The 26676-nt window shown below is 60.6% G+C and carries 20 protein-coding genes; 11 read left to right on the top strand and 9 right to left on the bottom strand.

Translation table 11 applies throughout. The features are described from left to right. Window positions 1-98: 98 nt before the first annotated feature. Genes Q9295_RS11790 through Q9295_RS11770 form a run of 5 tightly spaced genes read left to right on the top strand, consistent with a single transcriptional unit; the run spans window position 99 to window position 5794 of the window. On the top strand, window positions 99-1157 hold the full coding sequence (locus tag Q9295_RS11790) for a sugar phosphate isomerase/epimerase family protein (protein WP_306680774.1): 1059 nt from the start codon (window positions 99-101) through the stop codon (window positions 1155-1157). A 1-nt stretch (window position 1158) separates the two neighbouring features. Then, on the top strand, window positions 1159-2298 hold the full coding sequence (locus tag Q9295_RS11785) for a Gfo/Idh/MocA family protein (protein WP_306680773.1): 1140 nt from the start codon (window positions 1159-1161) through the stop codon (window positions 2296-2298). Continuing rightward, window positions 2295-3821, top strand: a complete 1527-nt coding sequence (locus Q9295_RS11780; RefSeq protein WP_306680772.1) for a sugar ABC transporter ATP-binding protein — start codon at window positions 2295-2297, stop codon at window positions 3819-3821. The genes Q9295_RS11785 and Q9295_RS11780 overlap by 4 nt, the downstream gene beginning before the upstream one ends. Then, window positions 3814-4785 (top strand): ABC transporter permease, encoded by a 972-nt coding sequence (locus tag Q9295_RS11775; protein WP_306680771.1) that lies wholly within the window; start codon window positions 3814-3816, stop codon window positions 4783-4785. Before Q9295_RS11780 ends, Q9295_RS11775 begins: the two co-directional genes overlap by 8 nt. A 49-nt stretch (window positions 4786-4834) precedes the next feature. Next, window positions 4835-5794: an ABC transporter substrate-binding protein gene (locus Q9295_RS11770; protein WP_306680770.1), complete on the top strand. Its 960-nt coding sequence runs from the start codon at window positions 4835-4837 to the stop codon at window positions 5792-5794. Between the two features lie 200 nt (window positions 5795-5994). On the opposite strand, the gene Q9295_RS11765 is transcribed toward Q9295_RS11770, so the two are convergent. The 3 genes from Q9295_RS11765 to Q9295_RS11755 all read right to left on the bottom strand — a co-directional run bounded on the left by Q9295_RS11765 (window position 5995) and on the right by Q9295_RS11755 (window position 12228). Beyond that, window positions 5995-9072: an efflux RND transporter permease subunit gene (locus Q9295_RS11765; RefSeq protein WP_306680769.1), complete on the bottom strand. Its 3078-nt coding sequence runs from the start codon at window positions 9070-9072 to the stop codon at window positions 5995-5997. 7 nt (window positions 9073-9079) lie between these two features. Next, window positions 9080-10243, bottom strand: coding sequence for an efflux RND transporter periplasmic adaptor subunit (locus Q9295_RS11760; protein ID WP_306680768.1), 1164 nt, complete (start codon window positions 10241-10243; stop codon window positions 9080-9082). A 284-nt stretch (window positions 10244-10527) separates the two neighbouring features. Then, a complete protein-coding gene (locus Q9295_RS11755) occupies window positions 10528-12228 on the bottom strand; it encodes an ABC transporter ATP-binding protein (RefSeq protein ID WP_306680767.1) in 1701 nt (566 codons plus the stop codon). A 500-nt stretch (window positions 12229-12728) separates the two neighbouring features. Here Q9295_RS11755 and Q9295_RS11750 point away from each other — a divergent pair, with 500 nt between their 5' ends. From Q9295_RS11750 to Q9295_RS11735, 4 genes are all read left to right on the top strand, one after another. Further along, window positions 12729-15086 carry an ATP-binding protein gene (locus Q9295_RS11750; protein WP_306680766.1) on the top strand — a complete coding sequence of 786 codons (2358 nt, stop codon included), beginning with the start codon at window positions 12729-12731 and terminating at the stop codon, window positions 15084-15086. 140 nt (window positions 15087-15226) lie between these two features. Continuing rightward, complete coding sequence (locus Q9295_RS11745; protein WP_306680765.1) at window positions 15227-15838, top strand: response regulator transcription factor; 612 nt, start codon at window positions 15227-15229, stop codon at window positions 15836-15838. Between the two features lie 383 nt (window positions 15839-16221). Further along, the gene (gene acs, locus Q9295_RS11740) at window positions 16222-18186 is read left to right on the top strand and encodes an acetate--CoA ligase (RefSeq protein WP_306680764.1); all 1965 of its coding nucleotides are present in this window, start codon (window positions 16222-16224) and stop codon (window positions 18184-18186) included. Between the two features lie 511 nt (window positions 18187-18697). Then, window positions 18698-20473: an MFS transporter gene (locus Q9295_RS11735; RefSeq protein ID WP_306680763.1), complete on the top strand. Its 1776-nt coding sequence runs from the start codon at window positions 18698-18700 to the stop codon at window positions 20471-20473. A gap of 57 nt (window positions 20474-20530) precedes the next feature. On the opposite strand, the gene Q9295_RS11730 is transcribed toward Q9295_RS11735, so the two are convergent. Continuing rightward, window positions 20531-20815 (bottom strand): hypothetical protein, encoded by a 285-nt coding sequence (locus tag Q9295_RS11730; RefSeq protein WP_306680762.1) that lies wholly within the window; start codon window positions 20813-20815, stop codon window positions 20531-20533. A 103-nt stretch (window positions 20816-20918) separates the two neighbouring features. Between Q9295_RS11730 and Q9295_RS11725 the strand changes: the two genes are divergently transcribed. Then, on the top strand, window positions 20919-21308 hold the full coding sequence (locus Q9295_RS11725; RefSeq protein WP_306680761.1) for a response regulator transcription factor: 390 nt from the start codon (window positions 20919-20921) through the stop codon (window positions 21306-21308). Here Q9295_RS11725 and modC read toward each other — a convergent pair. The 4 genes from modC to Q9295_RS11705 form a co-directional block, all read right to left on the bottom strand. Then, a complete protein-coding gene (gene modC / locus Q9295_RS11720) occupies window positions 21305-22399 on the bottom strand; it encodes a molybdenum ABC transporter ATP-binding protein (protein ID WP_306680760.1) in 1095 nt (364 codons plus the stop codon). The genes Q9295_RS11725 and modC overlap by 4 nt on opposite strands. After that, a complete protein-coding gene (gene modB / locus Q9295_RS11715) occupies window positions 22396-23094 on the bottom strand; it encodes a molybdate ABC transporter permease subunit (RefSeq protein ID WP_306680759.1) in 699 nt (232 codons plus the stop codon). Before modB ends, modC begins: the two co-directional genes overlap by 4 nt. Window positions 23095-23112: 18 nt before the next feature. After that, complete coding sequence (modA, locus tag Q9295_RS11710; protein WP_306680758.1) at window positions 23113-23865, bottom strand: molybdate ABC transporter substrate-binding protein; 753 nt, start codon at window positions 23863-23865, stop codon at window positions 23113-23115. A gap of 98 nt (window positions 23866-23963) precedes the next feature. Continuing rightward, window positions 23964-24311, bottom strand: a complete 348-nt coding sequence (locus tag Q9295_RS11705) for a winged helix-turn-helix domain-containing protein (RefSeq protein ID WP_306680757.1) — start codon at window positions 24309-24311, stop codon at window positions 23964-23966. A 141-nt stretch (window positions 24312-24452) separates the two neighbouring features. Between Q9295_RS11705 and Q9295_RS11700 the strand changes: the two genes are divergently transcribed. Then, a complete protein-coding gene (locus Q9295_RS11700; RefSeq protein ID WP_306680756.1) occupies window positions 24453-25076 on the top strand; it encodes a DUF1345 domain-containing protein in 624 nt (207 codons plus the stop codon). 32 nt (window positions 25077-25108) lie between these two features. On the opposite strand, the gene glpK is transcribed toward Q9295_RS11700, so the two are convergent. After that, a complete protein-coding gene (gene glpK, locus Q9295_RS11695; RefSeq protein WP_306680755.1) occupies window positions 25109-26605 on the bottom strand; it encodes a glycerol kinase GlpK in 1497 nt (498 codons plus the stop codon). Window positions 26606-26676 lie beyond the last annotated feature (71 nt).

Raw genomic sequence — 26676 nt, 5'->3', positions numbered from 1 at the left:
CATAGGTCGGCAGCGAGATAAAGAGTGTTGCAAACGATTACATTCGCAGATTATCGTGAATGCAACCGATTTCAGCCGCATGGATCGTGGAGGAGAAAATGCGGACTATTAAAGGCCCCGGACTTTTTCTTGCACAATTTATTGGCGATGTTGCACCGTTCAACGGGTTGCCACAGATTGCCCGATGGGCGGCGGATTGCGGCTATCGCGGCGTGCAGCTGCCGACCAATGACCCGCGCTTTATCGACCTTGAGAAAGCCGCCACCTCGCAGACCTACTGCGACGAGCTGAAGGGCACCTTGACCGATGCTGGCGTCTCTTTGACCGAGCTTTCGGTGCATTTGCAGGGCCAGCTGGTCGCGGTGCATCCGGCCTATGATGCGCTTTTCGACGGCTTCGCGCCCCCGGCGGTGCATGGCAATCCCAAAGCCCGGCAGGCTTGGGCGGTCGAGCAGGTGAAACTGGCGCTCACCGCCTCACGCAACCTTGGGCTCAATGCGATGGTGGCCTTTTCGGGCGCTCTGGCATGGCCCTATGTCTACCCTTGGCCGCAGCGCCCGGCGGGACTGGTCGAGGAGGCTTTTGACGAGCTTGCCCGCCGTTGGCAGCCGCTTTTGGACCATGCCGAGGATTGCGGCGTCGACATTTGCTATGAGATCCACCCCGGCGAGGATCTGCATGATGGCATAAGTTATGAGATGTTTCTGGACCGGGTGAAGGGCCATGCGCGCGCTTGCATGCTGTACGACCCTTCCCACTTCGTGCTGCAACATCTTGATTACCTTGACCATATCGACATCTACCACGACCGTATCCGCATGTTCCACGTCAAGGATGCCGAGCTGAACCCTACGGGGCGGCAAGGGGTTTATGGCGGTTACCAATCTTGGGTGAACCGCGCGGGCCGCTTCCGCTCTCCGGGCGACGGGCAGGTGGATTTCGGCGCGATCTTCTCGAAACTGACGCAATACGGCTTTGAGGGCTGGGCGGTGGTCGAGTGGGAATGCTGCATGAAGCACCCCGAGGATGGCGCGCGCGAAGGGGCGGAATTCGTCAATCACCACATCATCCGCATCACCGAAAAAGCCTTTGACGACTTTGCCGGCGCCAGCACCGATCGGGCGCAAAACCGCCGCATGTTGGGTTTGGAGGGGTAAGATGAAGCCGATCCGTTTGGGCATGGTGGGGGGCGGGCAGGGCGCTTTTATCGGCGGCGTGCACCGCATTGCGGCGCGGATCGATGGGCAGTTCCAACTGGTGGCGGGGGCTTTGTCCTCGACGCCCGAAAGGGCTGCGGCCTCGGCGGCCGAGCTTGGCTTGGATCCGGCGCGTTCTTACGGTGATTTTGCCCAGATGGCGCAGCGCGAGGCGCGGCTGAAAGACGGGATCGAGGCGGTGGCCATCGTCACGCCCAACCATATGCATGCCGGCCCCGCGATCGAGTTTCTCAAGCGCGGCATCCATGTGATCTGCGACAAGCCTTTGACCGCAACCATGGCCGAGGCAAAGCGGCTGGCCAAAGTGGCCGAAAGCTCTAAGGCTCTGTTTATCCTCACACATAACTACACCGGCTATCCGCTGATCCGCCAAGCCCGTGCCATGGTGGCCGCGGGGGAGTTGGGCCGCATTCGCCTTGTTCAGGTGGAATATGTGCAAGATTGGCTGACCGAACGCGCCGAGAGCTCGGGTTCCAAACAGGCCGAATGGCGGGTTGATCCGGCGCGTGCCGGGGGCGGTGGCGCTTTGGGCGACATCGGCACCCATGCGTGGAACCTGGCCGCTTTCGTCTCGGGCCAAGAGCCGAGCGCGTTGGCGGCGGATTTGTCGAGCTTTGTCGAGGGCCGTCAGCTCGACGACAACGCCCATGTGCTCTTGCGCTATGAGGGCGGGGCTAAGGGCATGCTTTGGGCCAGCCAAGTGGCACCCGGCAATGAAAATGGCCTTCGGCTGCGGATTTACGGCGACAAAGGCGGCATCGAATGGGGGCAAGAGGATCCCAATAAGCTCTGGTTCACCCGCTTTGGTCAGCCAAAACAGCTGCTGACCCGCAATGGCACTGGTGCCTCGCCGGAGAACCAGCGCGTCAGCCGCACCCCCGGCGGCCATCCCGAAGGCTATCTTGAGGCCTTCGCTACCATCTATAGCGAAGCCGCCCGCGCCATCCGTGCCCATCAATCGGGCGCGCCGCTGCCTGCCGAGGTGCTGTATCCCAGCTTGCAAGACGGGCTTTCCGGCATGCGCTTTGTCGAGGCTTGCTTGCGCTCGTCCAGCCGCAACGGCGCTTGGGTGACGCTATGACCGCCCTGCTAGAGCTGCGCGATATCCGCAAAAGCTTTGGCCCGATCGAAATCCTGCACGGCGTCAATTTTGCGCTGCATCCCGGCGAAGTGCATGCTTTGATTGGTGAAAATGGCGCTGGCAAATCGACGATGATGAAAATCCTCGGCGGTTATCTGGCGCCGAGTGAGGGCCAAGTCTTGCTGGAAGGCCAGCCCGCGCCCTTCCGCTCGGGCCCTGAGGCCGAGGCGCAGGGCGTGGTGGTGATCCATCAAGAGTTCAACCTCGCCCAAGATTTGACCGTTGCCGACAATATCTTTCTGGGCCGCGAGAAAGGGGGCTTCTTCCTCAATCACCGCGCGCAAAGGCTGGCGGCAAAGGCTTTGCTTGAGCAGTTGGAATGCGGCGTTGATCCCGATGCAAGGATCCGCGATCTGAAAGTCTCGGACCGGCAAATGGTTGAAATCGCAAAGGCTTTGTCCCGGCAAGCCCGCGTTTTGATCATGGATGAACCCTCGGCCGTGCTGACCCACCGCGAGGTGGATATCCTGTTTCGTCAGATCGACCGGCTGCGCTCCGCTGGTGTGGCACTCCTTTATACCTCGCACCGTTTGGAAGAGATCAGCCATCTCGCCGACCGGATCACCGTGCTGCGCGATGGCACTGTGGTGCGGCAGGCCCTGCGCGGCGAGCTCAGCGAGGATGGCATGGCCACCGCCATGGTCGGCCGCGATCTAAGCGACATCTACCCGCCTCGGCGCACGCCCAGCGACGAGGTTGTGCTTGAAGTGCAAGGCTTTTCCGTCCCGCCCTTGGTGCAAGATATCTCCTTCACCTTGCGCCGGGGTGAGGTCTTGGGCATCTCAGGCCTTGTCGGTGCTGGCCGGAGTGAACTTGCCGAAGGGCTGGTGGGCCTGCGCCCGCACTCAGGCCGCATCGCGCGGCACGGCAAAGAGATCCAGATTCGCTCGCTGATCGAGGCTGAGCGCGCCGGGCTGGCCTATCTGACCGAAGACCGCAAGGAGCGCGGGCTTTTGCTGGGCAAGGGCCTGCGCGAAAACCTGACGCTCTCGACGCTGCCGCGCTTTGGGACGCCTTTGATCAGCCGCGCCAAGGAAGAGGCGGCGCTCACCCAAGCAATCAGCGATTTCGACATCCGCGCCCCCTCGCGCGCGATGGCCGCTGGCAATCTCTCGGGCGGGAACCAGCAAAAGCTCCTTTTGGCCAAGACCATGCTGCCCGCGCCCGATGTGGTGATTATTGATGAGCCGACCCGTGGCATCGACATCGGCACCAAGAGCCAGATTTACCATTTCATCGACCGTCTGGCCCGAGAGGGCCGCAGCGTGATCGTGATCTCCTCGGATATGCCGGAAATCTTGGGCCTTTCAGACCGCGTGCTGGTCATGCGGCAGGGCAGGCTGGCGGGCACTTTGACCGGCGAGGCCATCACCGACACCGCTGTGGTGCGGCTGATCATGGGCACATCCGACACCGAAGCGCCCAACCCCGAAACGACGCAAGAGGCAGCGGCACATGTCTAAGATTTCCTTCTCGGCGCTGGGGCCGATCCTCGCCTTGCTTCTGTTGATCGTGCTTGGCGCTTATCTCAACAGCAATTTCCTGTCGGGCGGCAATATCACCAATGTGCTGGCCCGTTCGGCCTTCATTGGCATCATCGCGGTGGGGATGACCTTCGTAATCGCCAGCGGCGGGATTGACCTTTCGGTCGGCTCAATGGCGGCCTTTATCGCCGGGATGATGATCCTAGCGATGAACCAGCTGATCCCCAGCCTTGGCATCGGCGTGCCCTTGGTGCTGGTTGGCATGGCGGTGGCCTTGCTGATCGGGCTTACGGCAGGCCTTCTCAACGGGTTACTGGTCACCAAAGCCGGGATCGAGCCCTTTATCGTCACCCTTGGCACGATGGGCATCTTCCGCAGTCTGGTGACGTGGATGTCCGATGGCGGCACCATCAGCCTCGATTTCGAGGCGCGGCAATTCTACCGTCCGGTCTATTTCGAAGGCGTCTTTGGCATCGTCTGGCCGATCATTGTCTTTGCCGTGGTGGCGGTGCTGGGCCAGATCATCATGCGCAACACCCGCTTTGGCCGCTACACTGAGGCGATCGGCTCCAACGACAAAGTGGCGCGCTATTCGGCTGTGAAGGTCGAGCGGATGGTGACGCTGACTTACGTCTTCCTTGGGCTTTTGGTCGGGCTTGCCGTGATCATCTATGTGCCGCGCCTCGGCTCGGCCTCGGGGTCCACCGGGCAACTGTGGGAGCTAGAGGCGATTGCCGCGGTGATCATCGGCGGCACCGCGATGAAGGGCGGATATGGCCGGGTCTGGGGCACTGTCGTGGGCGTGCTGATCCTGTCGCTGATCGACAACATCCTTAACCTCGCCGATCTGGTCTCGCCCTATCTCAACGGCGCGATCCAAGGCGTGATCATCGTGCTTGCGGTTGTTTTGCAACGCAGAAAGTCCCCGGCGGAGGGCCGGTAAGACCAATCAACGCCGCCCATTCCGGGAGGCACTTTCGGGAGGAAAGACCATGAAGCGCAGACAATTCTTTGGCTCGGCCGCCATGGTGGCGGTGGGTGCAGCGGCCGCCACCCGTGTGGTGGCGCAAGAGCAGACCTATACGATTGGCGTCTCGATCCCTTCGGCGACGCATGGCTTCATGGGCGGGCTGAACTGGCATGCGCAAGAGGCGATCAACCGGGTCGAGGCTGCCTATCCCAACGTGAAATTCGTGCTGGCCACGGCGGGTGAGGCAGGCAAGCAAGTCGATGACCTTGAAGACATGCTGGCCACCCGCAATATCGACGGGCTCGTGGTGCTGCCCTTCGAATCCGAGCCGCTGACCGGCCCGGTTAAGGCGGTGAAGGATGCGGGCAAATGGGTGACCGTGGTCGACCGTGGCCTGTCGCAGCCCAATATTGAAGACCTCTATGTCGCGGGCGACAACACCGCCTTTGGCCGCGTGGCGGGCGAGTATTTCAAGAACAACCTGCCCTCGGGTGCCAAGATCGTGCTTTTGCGCGGCATCCCGACCACGCTCGACAATGAGCGGGTCGAGGCCTTTGAGGCCGCCATCGAAGGCTCGGGGATCGAGCTTTTGGACAAGCAACACGGCAACTGGAACCGCGATGACGCCTTCACCGTCATGCAGGACTATCTGTCGAAATACCCGCAGATCGATGCGGTTTGGGCCTCGGATGACGATATGGCGATTGGCGTGGCCGAGGCGATTGCCCAAGCGGGCCGCACCGATGAGATGTGGATTGTCGGCGGTGCTGGCATGAAAGAGATCGTCAAAAAGGTCCAAGACGGCGACAAGCAATTCCCGGTCAACGTCACCTATCCGCCGGCGCAAATTGCGACCGCGATCGAGATGACGGCGCTGGCCTTCGTCTCCTCGGCACCTGTGGCGGGCCGCTTCATCATCGGCTCGGTCCTAATCACGCCGGAAAATGCCGCTCAGTTCTACTTCCCCGACAGCCCGTTCTGATCTGGCTTAGACCCATTCTGCCATTGTGAATGTCTGGTGCTGTTAACGAGTTAGTATCGTAATCAGTGACGCCGCTCGGGGCCCTAAACCCCGGGCGGTTTTTTCTTGCCCTTTGCCAAGCGAGGGCAGGGGGCTGGCATAGAAAAAAGGGGGAAGCGCGATGCTTCCCCCTTTTCATTTCCTGACCTCTCGCTGCGGCCTTAGTGCGCGCCGAATTGCTTTTCCACCGTTTTGCGATGCAGCAAGAACGAGGCATCGCTGCGCGAGATCAGCGTGTAGAACATCGGCACCACGAAGAGGGTGAAGGTGGTCCCGATCAACAGGCCGGTGAAGATCACCAGACCCATCGCTTGCCGTGCCGCAGCCCCGGCGCCCTCGGCGATGATCAGCGGTACGACGGCCAAGGCCATTGCAGCGGTGGTCATCAGGATCGGGCGCAGACGGGTTTTGGCAGCCGCCACAATCGCATCGCGGCGGCTCATCCCGTGTTCTTCACGCTGCTGGTTGGCAAATTCCACCATCAGAATCCCGTGCTTGGTGATCAGACCAATCAGCGTGATCAGACCCACCTGCGTGTAGATGTTCAGCGTCGAGACCCCGAAGTAGAGCGGCAGCATCGCACCGAAGATCGACAAAGGCACCGACATCAGAATGATCAGCGGGTCGCGGAAGCTTTCAAACTGCGCTGCCAGAACCAGATAGATCACGATCAAAGCCGCACCAAAGGCCAGAAGAATGGTGTTCCCCTCGCTCTTTTCCAGCCGCGATTGGCCGGAATAGTCGATGAAGAAGCCATCGGGCAGGGTCTCGGCGGCAATCTTCTCCAGCTCGGCCAAAGCCACGCCGGTCGACAGGCCGATCATCGGCATCCCCGACAAGGTGGCCGAGTTCAGCTGGTTGAACTGCTCGATCGAGTTTGCGGTGATGCCGGGCTGGATGCCCACAACCGAGGCCAGAGGCACCAACTCTCCGGTCGCCGAGCGCACGAAGAACTGCGTCAGCTTTTCGGGATTGTCGCGCCATTCGGCTGGCACTTGGGTGATCACATCATAGCTGTTGGAATCGCGGTCAAACTGCGCAATCGCGCCGCCGCCGACCAAGATCCCCAGCGACGAGCCGATGTCAGCCACCGACACGCCCAGTTCGGCCGCACGGTCGCGGTCGATGACGATGCGCACTTGCGGCGCGTCGAAGGCCAAGCTGTTTTGCACCACGATGAACTTGCCCGAAGCCATCGCCTTTTGGCGAATTTCCTCGGCCACTTCGAAGACCCGATCGGGGCCGTGGATCGACTGCAAGACCATCGAGATCGGCAGACCACCGCCAGCACCCGGCAGCGAGGGCGGGGCAAAGACATAGCCTTGCAGGCCCGGCGAACCGTCCAATGTGGCTTGGATCTCGGTCTGCACTTCTTTTTGGCTGCGCGACCGCTCAGACCAATCCTTCAGTGCCCAGATGTAGAAGCCGGTCGCCGCCGAGCCGCCCATACCCGCCACCGAGAAGGAGGTTTGCACTTCGGCGATATCTGCCGTGCGCTTACCGATCTCGCCGGTGAAGGCATCGGTGTAGTCCAAGGCGGCGTAGCGGGGCGCGTTCAGAATGGCAAAGAGCGCGCCTTGGTCTTCTTCAGGGGCCAGTTCGGTCGAGGTGTTGACGAACATGAAGCCTGAGACCGCGACCAAAACAGCCACCATCAGCAGGGTGACCGGCCGATAGTCGAGCGAGGAGGAGACCCGCCGCTCATACCAATTCGACACACCATTCAACGTCCGGTCCACGGCGCGCTGGAAGCGTCCCGGCTCACCATGGGTCAATAGCCGCGCCGACATCGCCGGGGTGATGGTCAAGGCCACGATCCCCGAGATGATCACCGAGCCCGCCAAAGTCAGCGCAAATTCGGTGAAGAGTGAGCCGGTCAGACCGCCTGTGAAGGCCAAAGGTGCCAGCACTGCGGCCAGCGTGATGGTCATGGCGATAACCGGGCCGGTGATCTCACGCATGCCTTGGATCGAGGCCTGCGCCGGGCTCATGCCCTCATCGATGTGACGGTGGATGTTTTCGACCACAACGATCGCATCGTCCACCACCAGACCGATGGCCAGAACCATCGCCAACAGAGTCAAAAGGTTAATCGAATAGCCCAAGGCCAGCATGATCGCGCAAACGCCGATCAGCGACAGCGGGATGGTGACAATCGGCATCACCACCGAGCGGAACGAGCCAAGGAAAAGCAAGATCACCACGACCACAATCGCCACAGCTTCAGCGATCGTCTTGAACACCTCCGAGATCGAGGCGGCGATGGTCTCGGTCGAGTCATAGACCAAGGTGATCGTCATGCCCTCGGGCAGGGTGTTGCGCAGCTCGGGCAGGGCGTTCAGCACATTCTCGGCCACATCGAGTTGGTTCTCGCCAGGGGCGGGAACGATACCGATGAAGGTGCCGGGTTCGCCGGCGAAGGTCACGATCGCGTCACGCTCGCCTGAGGTCAGCTCGACCTTGGCAATGTCGCGCAGCCGCACGGTGCCGTTCTTGCCTTGGCTCACGGGCAAAGCGCCGAAAGCCTCGGGGGTTTGCACGGTGGAGTCGAGCGTCAGCGAATAGACGAAATACTCGTTCTCCGTCTTGCCGGGGGCTGAGAGGAAGTTCGAAGCCCGGATAGCACCGGCCACATCCGTCGCCGTCACACCGCGCGCCGCCATTTGCAGCGGGTCAAGCCAAACACGCATCGCGTAATTGGCCGCGCCCATGATCTCCATCTGCGCCACACCGTCGATATTGGTGACACGCGGACGGACCACGCGCTCCAGATATTCGGTAAGCTGCTCGGGCGTCATATTGGGGTTTTGCGCTGCAAGATACATCAGCGCAAAGGTCATGCCGGTGCCTTTGACGATCACCGGATCCTCAGAGTCACCCGGCAGTTGGCCACGCACCTGCTGGATCTTCGACATCACCTCGGTCAGCGCCACGTCAGGATCGGCGCCCAGCTTCATCTGAACGGTGACGACCGAAGCCGATTGGCGTGAGGCTGAGGTGACGTATTCGATGTTCTCAGTCGTCGAGACGGCCGAGGCGATAGGGGCGGTGACAAAGCCCTGAATAAGCTCGGGTGCGGCCCCCGGATAGACGGTGGTGACGGTGACCACGGTCTCATCCACCTCGGGATATTGCCGCACCGGCAGGTTCACCACCGCAGCAAGCCCAAGAAACATGATCAACGCGGCCAGAACAGTCGACAGGACCGGTCGGCGGATGAAAATTTCAGAGAAGTTCATCTTGCCCTCACTCTTGTGCAGCGGGGGCCGCTTCGGCCGGTGCTTCAGTTTCGGGGGCCTCGGTTGCGGGCTCATTGGTCGAAACCGCGTCGATTTTGACCGAATTGTCGATCTTCACCCGTGCACCCGGCGTCAGACGGTTTTGGCCCGAGGTGACGATCTGATCGCCGGCCTGCAGCCCGTCTACCACTTCGATGCGCCCGCCAGAGCGGCGGCCGATGGTGACGAAGACCTGCTCGGCGGTGTATTCCTCTGCCGCTTCGCCGGCACGCAAGACATAGATCGTGTCGCCATAAAGGGTAGAGCTGACAGCCGTTTGCGGCACAGCGATCACGCCATCTTCTTGCGGCAGATCAATGCGGACGCGCAGGAATTGGCCGGGGTAAAGCTGGCCCGAGGGGTTCTGCACCTCGGCCCGCACCAGTACCATCCGCGAATTGGCATCAACGCGCGGCTCAACCGCGATGATGGTGCCGGTGGCCGAGAAGCCGCCAACCTCGGTCGCAACGGTGATTGTGCCGCCCAAGGTCAGATCGCCGATCTGCTGTTCGGGCACCGAGAAATCGACGCGCATATTGCTGAGGTCTTGCAGCGTGGCAAAGATCATGCCGGCCGAGACATACTGACCAACCTCAACACGCGGAATGCCGATGACGCCATCAAAGGGCGCGGTCAGCAGCTTTTGGTCCAACTGGGTTTGCAGCTGAGCCAGTTGCGCCCGGACGCTTTCCACCTGCGCTTCGGCGCTTTCGACGGTATTGGCCGCACCCACGCCGCGACCGGCCAAGGTTTTGGCGCGATTGGCATCGGCGACCGCCACGTTCAAAGCGGCTTTCGCGGCTTCCAAAGCAGCCAGTTCGCTGGCGGAATTGATCTGCACAAGGCGCTGGCCTTCTTTGATCTCATCATTGCCCGCAAAGAGCACGTCTTCGACCATGCCGCTCGATTCAATGGCCAGATCCACCCCACGCGCCGAAAGGGCGGTGCCAACGGCTTCGATGCCGGGTTGCCAGGTAACGCTTTCAAGCGTTTCGGTGGTGACCGGGGTCGGGGGCGGAACCATGCCTCCCAAGAATTGGGCAATCATATCGTCGCGGAAATATTTGAACCAGACGATCCCCCCTCCCACAATCCCCAAGAGGACGATCGCAATGATAAGCCGCTTGTACATATAATGCTCCGGAAGAAGGTTCTGGGCGCCGCTGATCGGCGGATGTCCTACTCTGCCTGCGGCAATGCGGCAGCTACGTCAACTACCATTGGCGCGCAAAGTTGCGCGATTGCTGCGGGTTTTCGCACATCTGCGCAACGTTAGGTCTGAAATTGGGCAGATATAAGGAGCGATTTTGTGCCCGCAAATGATCTGTTCTGCCACAAGTTGCGCGGGGCGTGGTCTCGCCGTTTTGGCTTTTTCGAATAGCCCTTCACCGCTTATTAAGCGTCTTGCGATGGGCGTTAACGCGCCAGTCGGGCGTAAAGTCCACCTTGCGCGATAAGATCTTCGTGGGTGCCCGTTTCCACCACAGAGCCGCTTTCCATCACAACAATGCGATCGGCGGTGCGGATGGTCCCTAAGCGATGTGCGATGACCAAGGTGGTGCGGCCTTGCGACAAAGCCTCAAGCGCGGCTTGAATTTCGCGCTCGGTCTCAGAGTCCAAGGCCGAGGTGGCCTCGTCCAAGATAAGGATGGGTGGGTTTTTCAAAAAGGCGCGTGCGATGGCGACGCGCTGTTTTTGCCCGCCCGACAGCATCACCCCGCGCTCGCCACACATCGTGTCAAGCCCGTCCGGCAACTGCGCAATCATCGGGCCAAGTTGGGCTTTCTCCGCTGCAGCAAGGATCTCGGCATCGCTGGCACCAAGACGGCCATAACCGATATTTTCGCGCAATGTGGTGCCGAAAAGGAAGACATCTTGGCTGACGATGCCCACCTGATTGCGTAAAGATTCCAAGGTCATGGCGGCCAATGGCAGCCCGTCCACGGTGATCTGACCGCGCGTGGGTTCGTAAAAACGTGGCAACAAAGCAAGCAAAGTGGACTTGCCCGCGCCCGAGGGGCCGACAAAGGCCACGGTCTCGCCGGGGCGGACCTGAAGCGAGACGTTAAGCAGCACGGGGCGGCTTTCGTCATAAGAAAACGAGACATTTTCAAAGGCGATCTGGCCTTGCAGCATCGGCGCCGGGCGGGCCTCGGCACTGTCGGAGATCTCGGGCTCAGTGGCCAAAAGTTCTTGGTAACGGCGGAATCCAGCAATGCCGCGTGGGTAGCTGTCGATCACCGCAGCAATCTTGTCGAGCGGGCGGAAGAACACATTGACCAACAGCAAAAAGCCGACAAAGGCACCGGTGGTGAGGCTGCCCTCAAGCACAAATCCTGCGCCCAGAACCATCACAATGACCTGCACAAAGCGCAGGCCCATATAGTGAATGGCGGTGGATTTCGCCATAACGCTATAAGCCTCGAGTTTGGTCTCGCGATAGGCGAAATTGTCTTTTTCGAACAATTTCGCTTCATGCCGTTCATTGGCAAAGGCTTGGACAATTCGGATACCACCAACGGTTTCTTCCAGCCGCACGTTGAAATGCCCAACCCGTGCGTAAATCTCTTGCCAAGCCTTGGTCATGCGCGCGCCATAGATCACCACGATCCAAATCGTTGCTGGCACAATGACAGCGGTGGTGATTGCCAGCACCGGATGCAGGGTCAGCATCAGGATAAAGGCGCCTACGAAGGTCATTACGGCGATGAAAAGATCTTCTGGTCCGTGATGGGCAACCTCGCCAATCTCCTCAAGGTCGCGGGTGACGCGGGCCACCAGCTTGCCGGTGCGGGCGCGGTCAAACCAGCGCCAGCTGAGCCGGGTAAGATGAGAAAAGGCGCGACGGCGCATCTCGGTTTCAATCTCGATGCCCAGCTTGTGACCCCAATAGATCACAATAATCATCAGCAAGGTGTTCACGGCATAGATCGCCAAAAGACCGATGGCCGCGGCGATGGTCAGGCTCCAATCCCCCATCGGCAAAAGTCGGTCGATGAAGGCGGTGATGGCAAGCGGGAAGGACAGCTCCAAAATCCCCGACAGCACGGCCGAGCCGAAGTCGAGAAAGAAAAGCCCCATATGCGGCCGATAATACGAGAAGAATGCGCGCAGCATGGGCTGGTCCCGAATGATCAAAGGCCGCAGCAGGGCGCTCACGCGGCACTGGCAGCCAAGGCCAAGCCGAATATGCAGCGGCGATGCGGACGCTTGCGATGAGCTCGCGACCATGACCGAGGGCTGGCTTGAAGTCTAGCGTCTAACGGGAGGAATGCCAGTGAGGAGAACCAACCGGCCGGTGAAGGGGGGGCCCTTCGCCGGCCGGGCGCGCGATGCCGGCGGGCGCTCGCACGCAGAACTCGTAAAACTACACTCTATCCGCAAATTTCCATCACCAGAGGGGAGAGGTCGCGGATCCAACTGGTCACGAGCTTTATTTGCGCCTTCATAAGCTTTTGGTAAATTGTCATCACTGCCTAGGCAAATATGCCTATATGCGCGGGCCTGCCCTTGCCTCATTACCGGCTTTTGCTAGACATATCTGATCGCCCCTTGAACCTTTGCCGTCTCTTTGGCGTTTGGGCCTAGCGCGGGCGCCATTAAATGCAGGACGCGCCTTGAAAACTTCCCTAGGCCTTCTTTTGGCAATCGGTCTGGCTGGACTGCAGTTTCTGGCCGTTTTGGTGGTGGTCTCTTCGTCCTATGTCACCTCAGAGCAGGCGCTGATCCGCCATGCACGCGACCTTCTCAGCGATGTGGGTGCTGGAACGATTGAACATGCGCGCAGCTTTCTCAGTCCCGCAGAGGGGGCGGCTGAATTGGCCGCACGGTTGGCGCAGAACCGCGTGATCGCCAGCGATGACCCGGACCAGCTGGAGCAGCTTTTGTTCCAGCACCTTTTGATCGCGCCGCATTTTGCCGGGATCTATTACGGCGGCGAGAATGGCGACTTTGTTATGGTGATGCGCGCACCCGAAGGGCCGGGGGCTTTTCAGACCAAAGTCATCACCCATGAAAATGGTGTGCGAAAGGTTGAGCTGATCTGGCGCACCACCGGTTTTCGTGAGGTGAAGCGCGAGCTGGATCCCGATGATCCATATGATCCGCGCACGCGGCCTTGGTATCAAATGGCGCGCGACCAGCGAAACACGATCTGGACCGATCCTTATATCTTCTTCACCAGCCAGCACCCCGGCATCACTCTGGCCGCTCCGGTGCGCGAAAGCGGTCAGTCCACCCGCAATGACCGGGTGGTGCGCGGTGTGATCGGCGTTGATATCGAGATCAGTCGCATCTCGGACTTCCTTGCGGGGTTGAAGATCGGCACCCACGGTCGCGCCTTCATCCTGAACAGCAACGGCGATGTGATCGCCCATCCCGACAAAGAGCTGCTGCGGATCCGAAAAGACGATGGCTCTTTGCGTTTCTCGCATCTGGCTGAACTTGATGATCCGATCGCGCGCGCCGCCTTTGGCGGGCTGTTGAGCGATGGGCAAGTGCATGTCGCTGAAGAGACCAAGACGCAATTCACCTACAACGGCGCGCGCTATGTTGGCACGGTGATGCCGATGGGCAGCAAGCGATTGCCTTGGACCATTGCCGTCTATGCGCCCGAGGATGATTTCACCAGTGTCATCAAGGAAAACCGTAAGGATAACATTTTGATCGCCGCGCTTGTGGCGGTGATCACTGGTGTCAGCGGTCTGGCATTGGCGCATTATATCCATAAGCCGGTGCGGGCCTTCGCCATCCGCTCGGCGCTGATCTCGCAAGGCGAGGTGGCACCCAATGCGCCGATGCCGCGCACCTATCAAGAGCTAGAACGGGCCAACGAAGCCTTGGTGCAGCAAATCGCGGCGCGGCGGCAGGCGGAGCATGAATATGGCCGCACCTTTGAGCTTTCCTCTTTGGGTATGGCGCAACTTGCCTCGCATTGCGGCGCCTTCTTGCGCGTAAATCCGCGCTTCACCGAGATCACCGGCTACACCGCCGAGGAGCTGCAGGGGCTCACGATGGCCGATCTTGGGACCGGCGATGTCTCGGTGATCTGGCCGGTGCAGGCGGATGGGCGGCGCGATTTTGCGGTCAATCGCGACCTGCGACTCTTGCGCAAAACTGGCGAGTCGATCTGGGTCTCGGTCAATGGCAATTTGATCCGCGATGGGAATGGCAATGCGCTTCATGTGATGCTGACCATCGACGACATCACCGCCACCCGTGAAAAAGAGGCGCGGATTGAGCAGTTGAACCGCGATCTGTCGCATTTGGCGCGGATCAATACGATGGGCCAAATGGCGACGGGTTTGGCGCATGAATTGAACCAGCCCCTGACCGCCATCGCGCAAAACGCCGATACCGCGCTTTTGCTGTCAAACCTTGAGGACAGCGATGGCACCGAATTGCGCGTTGTCTTGCAAGAGATCGAACGCCAATCCCTGCGGGCGGGGCAGATTATCCATGCTCTGCGCACCTTTATCCGCAAGGACGAAGGCGCGCGGGTGGGCTTTGATATTGGCGAGCTGATCGACCAGACCTTGCATCTGTTGCAAGCCGAACTCGCCGATACCGGGGTTCTGATCGACCGCCACCTGCCCGTAGATCTGCCGCAGGCTTGGGGCAATCGTGTGCAATTGGCGCAAGTCATGGTCAATCTTTTGCGCAATGCGATCGAGGCACTGGCCGCGGAAGAGGACAGTGAGCGGCGTATACTTCTGGCAGCCACCGCCAGCTCGGGCGAAATCACCATCATGGTGCAAGACAATGGTCCGGGCATGCCTGCCAACCTTAGCCCCTTTACGCAATATGAGACCACCAAGCGCGGTGGTATGGGATTGGGCCTCTCGATTTGTAAATCGATGGTGGAAACGAATGGCGGTCGGATCTGGTACGAATCCGCGCCGGGCAGGGGCTCGACCTTCCGCTTCACCGTGCCCTGCACACCGATTGATCGCGAAGGGGGCAAGGGTGAAGCTTAGTCATTTTCAGAGCAGAAGAGGAAAACTGGCCATGACAGGCAAAACCAGCGCAGATGGGGCCAAATGGAGCCACTTGGGCGCTGGGCGCCAGGGAACCAGTCACCGCCTTGCCGCGTTTGGGAAAGGCGGGTGCGCAGCAAATGGCTGAGGAAGAATTGACGGTCTATGTGGTGGATGATGACGAAGCGATCCGGATGTCGCTCTCGCGCGCTTTGACGACACGCGGCTACCGCGTGGATGTGCATGCCTCGGCTGCCTCGTTTTTGACCGCCTTTAACCCCGACCGCTACGGCTGTCTGGTGCTTGATTACGGCATGCCCGAGATGAACGGGCTGGAGCTGCAGGCCCATCTTAACAAGATCGGCTCGGATCTGCCGGTGATCTTCATCACCGGACATGGCGGCGTGCCGGAATCCGTGCAAGCCATCAAGGGCGGCGCGGTGGATTTTTTGGAAAAACCCTTCCGCCAGGCCGCTTTGATTGAACGGATTGATGCCGCGCTTGAGATCGCCAGACGCCAACAAGCCGCTCGTCAAGCTGGGCAGCAGCGGCGCGAGATGTTCAACCGTCTCACCGCGCGAGAATTGGAGATCGTCGAGCGGATTGTTGAGCGGCCTGCCGAAACCTCAAGCAAGGAAATTGCGGCCTATCTGGGGATCAGCCCGCGCACCGTGGACCATCACCGCGCGCGGATCTTGGAGAAGCTCGGCTTGCGCTCCATCATCGAATTGATCGCCATCGCACGGCAGTAAAACCGCACGCTTTGCTGGCTTTTAGGCGGGGCCTTTGCGTGATTCGGGTGGTTTGCAGGCAAAGCGCTGCCTGTCTTGCTATTGGCTTCGGCTTTCTTCAGCGGGCTTTGCGGCCATCAAAGGGCGATCTTGATGGCCAAAGCCCGCCTGTGCGCCTTGCGCAGAGCAGGGGCTTGGAAACCTTAAAAAAATGCCGCAACTGTAAATTGAATTGACAGATAATTTCGTCAATTCGAAAAGTAATTTACAAAATTATTATGCCAACAAAAGGGGTTATCAATAAATTGACGCTGCGCTAAGCTGCCCTTCTACGTGAGGAGTGCCCGCAGTCTTCGCTTCAGTTGGGACGCCATCTGACAGCTGCGGTGCGAAGGGAGAGACGAATGACGATCAAGCCGGATGCCAAGGGCATGTATGCTGCCTCGAGCGAAGTTGTAGCAGGGGCCCATGTGGATGCCACGGAATATGCCCGGCGCTATCAGGCCTCGGTGGCCGATCCGCAGGCCTTCTGGGCCAATGAGGCGCAGCGCATTGATTGGATCAAACCCTTCACCAAGGTGAAAGACACCAATTTCAACACGCCCGATGTCTCGATCAAATGGTTCGAAGATGGCACGTTGAACATCTCGGCCAACTGCATTGATCGCCATATGATCACCCGCGCCCAGCAAACCGCGATCATTTGGGAGCCGGATGATCCCAATGCTCCGGCGCAGCACATCACCTATACCCAGCTCTTGGAGCAGACCTCGCGGCTGGCCAATGTGCTGAAAGCCCAAGGCGTGAAGCGCGGCGACCGTGTGGTGCTTTACCTGCCGATGATCCCCGAGGCCGCCTATGCGATGCTGGCCTGCGCACGGATCGGCGCGATCCACTCTATCGTCTTTGCCGGCTTCTCGCCGGATGCTTTGGCCAATCGCATCAACGATTCCGATGCCAAGATCCTGATCACCGCCGATTTCGCGCCGCGTGGCGGCAAGAAAACCGCGCTGAAGGACAATGCCGACAAGGCTTTGCTGCATTGCAGTGACCGGGTGAAATGTCTGGTGGTCAAGCACACCGGCGATCAGATCTCTTGGGTCGATGGCCGCGATGTAGACCTGCGCCAAGAGATGGCAGCCGCCAAACCCTATTGTCCTTACGTCGAGATGGGGGCCGAGGATCCGCTCTTTATCCTCTACACTTCGGGCTCGACCGGTAAGCCAAAAGGCGTGGTGCACAGCTCGGGTGGCTATCTGGTTTACGCCGCGCTGACGCATCAGATGACCTTCGATTACCATGATGGCGACATCTATTGGTGCACGGCGGATGTGGGTTGGGTCACCGGCCACAGCTATATCATCTATGGCCCGCTGGCGAATGGCGCGACCACGGTGATGTTCGAAGGCGTGCCGACCTATCCCGATGCTGGGCGCTTCTGGGCGGTCTGCGAAAAGCACAAAGTGAACCAGTTCTACACCGCGCCCACCGCGATCCGCAGCCTGATGGGTCTTGGTTCTGAATGGGTTGAGAAATATGACCTTTCCTCGCTGAAGCTTCTTGGCACCGTGGGTGAGCCGATCAACCCCGAGGCCTGGAACTGGTACAACACCCATGTTGGCAAGGGGCGCTGCCCGATTGTGGATACCTTCTGGCAGACCGAAACCGGCGGCCATTTGATCACTCCCTTGCCAGGGGCGATGCCAACCAAACCCGGCTCGGCCACCTTGCCCTTCTTCGGCGTGAAGCCGGTGGTGCTCGATGCGTCGACCGCCGTGGTGCAAGAGGCGACGGAAGCCGAGGGCGTGCTTTGCATCGCCGACAGCTGGCCCGGCCAAATGCGCACGCTTTGGGGTGACCATGACCGCTTCATGGAGGCCTATTTCAGCCAATACAAAGGCTATTACTTCACCGGCGACGGCTGCCGCCGCGACGGCGATGGCTATTACTGGATCACCGGCCGGGTCGATGACGTGATCAACGTCTCGGGACACCGGATGGGCACCGCCGAGGTGGAATCCGCCCTTGTCGCCCATGAAAAGGTCGCCGAAGCCGCCGTCGTGGGCTACCCGCATGACATCAAGGGGCAGGGGATCTACGCCTATGTCACGCTGATGAAGGGCGTCGAGCCTTCGGACGCGCTGCGTAAAGAGCTTGAGGCATTCGTGCGCAATGAGATCGGCCCGATTGCCAAGCCCGACCTTCTGCAATGGGCGCCGGGCCTGCCGAAAACCCGCTCGGGCAAGATCATGCGCCGCATCCTGCGCAAGATCGCTGAAAATGACTTTGCCGCCCTTGGCGACACCTCGACCCTTGCCGATCCGTCGGTGGTGGATGAGCTGATCGCCAACCGCATGAACAAGGGCTGAGCCGATGAAAGCTGCCGCGCCCGCCAAGACCCTGTCCCAACTGGGGGCAGGGCAGGTGGGCCAGGCCAGCACGTTGAGCGGCACGCGTCTTCACGACGCGTGCGAAGGCCCCGCAAGATCAGGGGTTGCAAAGATAAACCGTGGCCGGGCGGTAAGCCGCCCCGCTGCAAAGACCGCCAACATAAAGCGATTGGCGGCTTAAGAACACTGCATCCGGGCAGGAGGAGCCTTGGGTGACAGAGACCATAAGACAGTGACAGACGGGACGCGCGCCGCAGGCGGGTGACCCGGATAGTCGGTGCATGTTCTGCACCGGGTTCTGAGGACTTGTCCGCCTGAAAGCCGGGCAGAGCCATATCGACATAACGGCCCCTTGGGGGCCGGTATCGGCAAGAACCGGTGCAGCGCGCTGCACCGCATGGAGGGGTCTTGTCTCTCGGATCGAGAGAAGGGGCTGGGAACGAAGGAAAGGCACCGCCGATCAACGCGGGCCGCGATAAAGGAGGAAACGATGGCATATGCAACGCCGGACGTGCGCGAGCGCTCGCGTCCCATGACCCGCGAGGAGAAGAAGGTTATCCTTGCTTCTTCGGCGGGCACGATCTTTGAATGGTATGATTTCTACCTTTACGGCTCGTTGGCCGCCATCATTGGTGCGCAATTCTTCACGCCCTTCCCAGAAGCCACGCGCAACGTCTTTGCGCTTTTGGCCTTTGCGGCAGGCTTCATCGTGCGCCCCTTCGGCGCGCTGGTCTTCGGCTCGCTCGGTGACCTGATCGGTCGGAAATACACCTTCTTGATGACCATCGTCATCATGGGCGTCTCGACCTTCATCGTTGGTCTTTTGCCCAACTACTACTCATGGGGCATTGCGGCACCGATCATCTTGATCGCTTTGCGCATGTTGCAAGGCCTTGCCTTGGGCGGCGAATATGGCGGGGCGGCGGTCTATGTGGCCGAACACGCGCCGCAAAACCAGCGCGGCTATTTCACCGCTTTCATCCAGACCACGGCAACCTTGGGCCTTTTGCTCTCGCTGGTCGTGATCTTGATGGTGCAGGGCTATGTGAACGGCAATTACCCCGACCAGCCGGTGCTTGACGCCGCAGGGGTTGCGGTGATCGGCGCGGACGGCGCTCCGGCGATGCAAAAGGCCTTCAACGCTTGGGGCTGGCGCATTCCCTTCCTTGGCTCGATCGTGCTGCTGATCGTCTCGCTCTACATTCGGATGCAGATGAATGAGAGCCCGGCCTTCAAAAAGATGAAGGAAGAGGGTTCGGCCTCGAAAGCCCCGATGCGTGAGGCCTTCGGCAACTGGCGCAATGGCAAGATCGCTCTGATCGCGCTTTTCGGTCTGACCGCTGGCCAAGCCGTGGTTTGGTACTCGGGCCAGTTCTACGCTTTGTTCTTCGTGCAGAACGTGGTGAAGGTCGACAGCTTCTCGGCCAACGTCTTCGTGGCTTGGTCGCTGATCCTTGGCACCTATGGCTTCATCTTCTTCGGTCGCCTCTCGGACCGCATCGGCCGTAAGCCGATCATCCTTGGCGGTTGCCTCTTGGCCGCGATCACCTATTTCCCGGTCTTCGGCTTCCTGACCAGCACCGCCAACCCGATGCTCTACAACGCGCATCAGACCCCGATCGTGGTGAGCGCAGATCCGGCGGACTGCTCGTTCCAGTTCAACCCGGTCGGCACTGCCAAATTCACCAACTCTTGCGACATCATCAAAGCCGGTTTGACCGCCCGTTCGGCCAACTCGGACACGGTTGAGGCGCCGGCAGGCTCGGTGGCTTCGGTCAAAGTGGGCGAGACGCTGATCGCAGGCTACTCGGGCTCGGCTGAAAACGCGGCCGATGAGAAGAAGCGCTTTGATGGGGAACTGAACGCGGCTTTGACCGCAGCGGGCTACCCGATCAATGCGGCGGATAACACCACCGTCGCCAAGGCGAGCCACTTCTTCGACATCTTCAGCGGCCAAAAGCTGACCATCGTGCTGACGCTGACCTATCTTATCATTCTGGTGACGATGGTTTACGGCCCGATCGCGGCGATGTTGGTCGAGCTTTACCCGACCCGGATCCGCTATTCCGGCCTGTCGCTGCCCTATCACATCGGCAACGGCTGGTTCGGGGGTCTGCTTCCGGCAACCGCCTTCGCGATCTCGGCCCAGTCTGGCAATATCTACGCTGGCCTTTGGTATGCGATCGTCATTGCGGTGATGACGCTGGTGATTGGCGCGATCTTCGTGCCGAACAACACCCATAAGAAAGACATCTTCGCCGATTGATCTCGGTACCTGTCACCCCGTGCCGGGGGGGTGCTCCCGGCACGGACTATCTTCATTCTAGCGCTGGCTGATCCGCTGATAAAGCGCGTAAAGACCCAGAACGACCGCCAGAATAATCCCATTCGCCACAAGGCCGGTGCCAAATTGCAGCCAGAACGGCTCGGGCAGGGTGCTGCCGAAGGTCGATGGAATGATCCCCGCGACGAAGACCACCCCCGCCGCCAAAGGCAGCCAAGTGCCGGTCTGGCTTTGCGTGCGCAGCATGGTGAAGACAAGCGCGACGATCAGCACGATCCGGAACGGATCTTGCAACTGGGCCAAAATAAGCTGCGGCAATGTCATATCTGTTCCTGAAATTAAGGTCTGTTGATGGTTAAGCGATTGCCTGCCTCAGGTCTAGAATTCTGCGCCGATCCCTTGCATTTCTGGCCAGCAAAGGTGCCGCATGGCTAAGGTTTCGCACCGTCCCGCCCGCGTGCTGGTGGTCGAGGATGAGGACCATATTGCGCTTGCCTTGGACTTTCTCCTTACGCGTGAAGGCTATGCGCATGAGCGGATCGCTGATGGGCGCGGCGCTTTGGCCAAGATCCGCGAGATGCGGCCCGATCTGGTGCTGTTGGATGTGATGCTGCCCGGGCTTTCGGGCTATGAGATCTGCGCGCAACTGCGCCAAGAGCCTGAGATGCAGGCGGTGAAAGTGCTGATGATGACGGCCAGCGGATCGCTGGCGCAGCGGCGGCGCGGGCAGGTCAATGGGGCCGATGGCTTCATCGCCAAACCCTTCGCCTTGCAAGATTTGCGCTTAGAGATCAGCCGCTTGCTGGCAGGCCCTTAAGCACCGCGCCCGATGTTTTCCTGCGCGACCGAGACCGCCTTTAGCACCGCATGAAGCCTTAGCCCCGGCCGCAAGCCCATCGCCTTGGCCGAACGCGCGGTGATCCGCGCCAGCACTGCCGCATCGCCCGCGCGCAGCCGCACCATGGCACCGGGGCCATCGCCAAGATGCACCGCCTCGACCACCGATTCAAAGTGGTTCAGTGCCGAAAGGCCCTGCGGCGCTTGCAAAGCCAGCATCACATCTTGCGCGAGGATCCGCAGCCTAAGCGGGCGCCCCGGCTCGCCGGCAACCCTTGGCAGCCACAAAGGCCCGGCCTCGGTGCTGATCCGGGTCAACCCGTCCTCTTCTTGCGCCGCGATCTGGCCTTGCAGCACGGCGCCCGCTTCGCGCAGGCCAAGGCTTTGCGCATGTTCGGGCTGGGCCAACATTACGGCCACCGGGCCCGCCGCCGTGACGCGGCCCGCTTCCAAAAGCACCACGGTGGTCGCCAGCCGCGCCACCTCGGCCATCGAATGGCTGACATAAAGGATCGGCAAGCCCAGCTCATCGCGGAGCTGCTCCAGATAGGGCAGGATCTCGGCCTTGCGCGCCTCATCCAAGGCAGCAAGCGGTTCATCCATCAGCAAAATCCGTGGCTGCGATAGGATCGCACGGCCCAAGGCCACCCGCTGCCGCTCGCCCCCCGACAGCGCGCCGGGGCGGCGCTGCAAAAGCCCGCCAATGCCCAGAAGCGCGACGATCCGGTCGAAATCCTGCGCCGCTTCGGGCGATTTCGGCGCGAACCAGCGGCCATAAAGCAGGTTCTGTCGCACGGTCAGATGCGGGAAAAGCCGTGCATCTTGAAAGACATAGCCGATGCGGCGGCGATGGGCAGGCTGCCAAATGCCCGCCGTAGTATCGGCCAAAACCTCACCCGCCACCGACAGCCGCAAACGATCCGGCCGCAACAGCCCCGCCACCGCATTGACCAAGGTGGTTTTCCCGGAGCCTGAGCGGCCAAAGAGCGCCGTCACCCCGGGGGGCGCAGTAAACGCCGCCTCCAGCGTAAAGCCCTGAAAACGGTGCGAAAGATCCAAGCTCAGCGTCATGTGCCCGCAATCCTGCGCGCCACCGCCCGGCTGATCCATTCAGAGAGCAGCAGCGCCGCCATCGCGATCACGATCGCCACCAAGACCAGCCGCGCCGCCTGCGCATCGCCGCCCGGCACCTGCATATAGGCGTAAATCGCCGAAGGCAGCGTCTGGGTCTGGCCCGGAATGTTCGAAACAAAGGTGATCGTGGCGCCAAATTCGCCCATCGCCTTGGCAAAGGCCAGAATAGTGCCCGCCAAAATACCGGGTAGGATCAGGGGCAGGGTCACGGTCAGGAACACCATGAAGCGGCCCGCGCCCAAAGTGGCAGCCGCCTGTTCCAGTTTTGGGTCCACCGCCTCAATCGCCAGCCGGATCGCGCGCACCATCAGCGGAAAGGCCATGATCGCCGCCGCCAGCGCCGCCCCGGTCCAGCGAAAGGCAAAGACCAGCCCGAACCACTGGTCCAGCCATTGCCCGACCCAGCCCTTGCGACCAAAGGTCAGAAGGAGAAGATAGCCCGTCACCACCGGCGGCAAGATCAGCGGCAGATGCACCAGTCCATTCAAAAGCTGCCGCCCCGGAAACCGCCCCCGCGCCAAGGCCAAAGCCACCGCAATGCCCAAAGGTAGGCTGACCACTGTCGCCACGGCCGAGACGCGCAGCGACAAGGTCACCGCGCGCCATTCCTCAGGTGAAAGCCAATCCGTCATAGGGCTATGGTTAAAGGGTTAATTCAGGATCACAAAGCCTTGGCTTGCGAAAATCGCATCGCCTGCGTCCGAGGTGATCGCCTCATAAAACGCTTTATCCGCCGCATCCTGCGCGCCGGTCAGCAAAGCGCCCGGATAGATGATCGGCTTGTGACTTTCGGCGGGGAAGGTGCCCACCACTTTCACACCCGGTTCCGCCACCGCATCCGTGGCATAAACGATGCCGTAAGGCGCCTCGCCGGTGGCCACCAAAGCCAAAGCGGCGCGCACATTATCGGCCTGCGCCACCGAAGGCTCAACCGCCGCCCAAACCCCAAGACTTTCCAGCGAGGCTTTGCCATATTGGCCCGCAGGGACGGCATCGACCAAAGCCATCGAGAGCTTACCGCCCGCCAAAAGCCCCTTCAGGTCAAAATCCGGTCCAATTTCAACCGGGGCTGCATCGCCATGGGCGACCAGCACCAAAGTGTTGGAAAACATATCCTTACGGCTGTCCTCGGCCACCAGCCCGGCCTTTTCCACCTCATCCATCCAGTTCACCGCCGCCGAGACGAAAATATCCGCCGGCGCGCCTTCGATGATCTGCTTGGCCAAAGCGTTGGAGCCAGCATAGCTGATTACGACCTGATGGCCGGTCTGCTCTTGGAAGTCGCTCGCCACTTGGTCGAGCGCGGTCTTCATCGAGGCCGCGGCAAAGACCACCACCTCCTCGGCAGCAGCAGGGGCCGCCAGCCCAAGGGCCAGCGCGGTGATAAGAATGGAACGGGACATAGGGCCTCCTCGATATGTCTCGTGGAACATATCACTGGGCGATCCCGTTTAGGCAAGCGATATTTTCTTGTGGACATATCGGACGGCCAAACCGTCCCTCAGCCCTCCGCACGGGGCTTTAGCATCTGCTCCAAAGCCGCCACCGGCTCGGCAATCGCTGCCTCGGCGCGCGCCATCACTTCGCGGTAAAGCCGCAAAACCTCGGCGCCGGCGTCGGTCAACTGCGCCCCGCCACCGCCCGGACCGCCGCGCGCGCTGATGACCAAAGGCAGGGCCCAAGCCGCATTCATCTCTTCCACCAAAGACCAAGCGCGCTTGTAGCTCATCCCCATCACCCGCCCAGCTGCCGCGATCGAGCCGGTGTCGCGGATGCCCTCCAAGAGCTGCGCCTTGCCTGGCCCCAGCATGGCCTCATCAAACAAAATTCGCAGCTTCAAGGTGGTCATTGGGCGCTCCTTCAGGATCGCCCATGTTCACCGATGGGGAATGTGACCGCAAGTCAGTGAAGGTTTTCGGCGATTGCGCCGTGGGCCAAGGCAGGGCATTCTCGCCTGGTAGATCGGCCGCCCCGTGCCGCCCGAGGTACCATGCGTGCTGCGTTCACCCGCCTGCAACATCCCAGGTTCTGGGCCTTTCTCACGGTCTTTGCAGGCACATCCTTAGGCTTGCTGGCGCTGCTGCCGCCCAGCTTGGCGCTGATCTTAGGCTTTGACGCCGGGGCTTTGGTTTTCGTCGCCTCGACCTTTCCGCTTTGGCGCAGCGATGCTGCAATCGCCGCCCGCGCGCGCTCGGCCAGAGATGACGGCGGCAGGTTGTTGCTGCTCTTGATCTCGGTGGCGGTGCTGGTGGTGATCTTAGTGGCTTTGGGGCGGCTGGTGGCCGAGGCTTCGGGCTGGGGGACGGCTTTGATCGCGGGCAGTCTGGTGCTGGCTTGGCTTTTCGCCAACCTCCTTTTCACCTTTCATTACGGCCATCTTTACTATGACCGGATCAAGGAGAAGGATGCGGGGGGCATCACCTTTCCTGAAGGCGACGAGCCGGTCTTTGCGGATTTCGCTTATTTCGCCTTCAACATCGGAATGACCTGCCAAACCGCCGATCTTGATACGGCGTCTACGCGCATTCGCCTTGCGGTCTTGATGCAGGGGCTCTTCGCCTTCTTCTTCAATCTTGGCGTTTTAGCTTTTTCAGTCAATGTGTTGGCATCTTAAGTTAAGGTGACACTTTAACCTAAGGTGACCGCTCAAATCGACATCGTCGCCTGCACAGCGCCTTTCCAGCGGAGATAACGCCGATCGCGTTCCGCCTCATCCATCTGCGGTGTGAACTGGCGGTCTAAGGCCCAACCCTTGGCAAATTCGGCGGGCGGCGGGCAAATCCCGGCTTGCAAACCCGCCAGATAGGCGGCTCCAAGCGCGGTGGTTTCCGTCACCACGGGCCGGTCTACCGGCGCACCAAGAATGTCCGAGAGGAACTGCATCGTCCAATCGCTATTGGCCATGCCGCCATCGACCCGAAGGACCCCTGCGGAAGCCGCCCCCCAATCCGAACGCATTGCCTCCAGCAGATCGCGGGTCTGATAGCCGACGCTTTCCAAAGCCGCGCGGGCAAATTCCGCAGGGCCGGTGTTGCGGGTCAGTCCATAGATCGCGCCACGGCAATCGGGCCGCCAATAGGGTGCGCCAAGCCCGGTGAAGGCCGGCACCAGCACGATCCCCTGAGCCGTATCAGCGGCCTCAGCCAGCCCTTGCGTCTCCGAGGCCTCGCGGATCAGCTTCAGCCCATCGCGCAGCCATTGCACAACGGCCCCGGCGATAAAGATTGAACCTTCAAGCGCATAGGTGGTCTGGCCCTGCAAACGATAGGCGACCGTGGTCAATAGCCGGTTGGTTGAGGGCACCAAATCCGTTCCGGTGTTCAAAAGCGCAAAGCAGCCGGTGCCATAGGTGGATTTCATCATCCCAGGCTCAAAACAGGCCTGACCCACGGATGCCGCCTGCTGATCCCCAGCAACGCCGCAAATCGGGATCTCATGGCCGAAGAGATCCGCTCTTGTGCGGCCAAAATCATCGGCAGAGTCACGCAGCTCGGGCAAAAGCTGCATCGGGATATCGAGCAAAGCGCAAATCTCGGTGTCCCATTCATGGGTGGCGATGTTGTAAAGCATCGTCCGCGCAGCATTGGTGGCATCGGTCACATGCAGCGCGCCGCCGGTGAGATTCCAAATGAGCCAGCTGTCGACGGTGCCGAAGGCCAGCTCGCCCTTGGCCGCACGCTCCCGCGCGCCGGGGATTTCGTCCAAAAGCCACTTGAGCTTGGTGCCCGAGAAATAGGGGTCCAACAACAGCCCCGTGCGGGAGGTGATCAACGCCTCATGGCCAGCCTCGCGTAGGGTGTCACAAATCGCTGCACTGCGGCGGTCTTGCCAAACGATGGCGCGATGCAGGGGCTGGCCGGTGGCGCGGTCCCAAAGCAAAGTGGTCTCGCGCTGGTTGGTGATACCGATGGCGGCGATATCTGCGCCATGCAGCCGGGCTTTCTCCAAAGCCGCCCGCGCGGTCGAGGCGGTCGTGGACCAAAGGTCGGCCGGCTCATGTTCGACCCAGCCAGAATTCGGGAAATGCTGCTTAAACTCTGCCTGAGCCGAGGCGAGGGGCTGCAAAGCGCCTTTGTCATCGGCCTTGAAAATGATCGCGCGCGACGAGGTGGTGCCTTGGTCGATGGCCAGTATATATCTCATATCGCGCAACGGTCCCGGCATTGAGTGCTAAGAGTTTTTCAAAACTCTTAGCAAATTTCTTTGAAGAAATT

Source organism: Pseudogemmobacter lacusdianii (assembly GCF_030848395.1).
Classification (GTDB): domain Bacteria; phylum Pseudomonadota; class Alphaproteobacteria; order Rhodobacterales; family Rhodobacteraceae; genus Pseudogemmobacter; species Pseudogemmobacter lacusdianii.
This window is presented reverse-complemented; position numbering and strand designations above follow the sequence as displayed.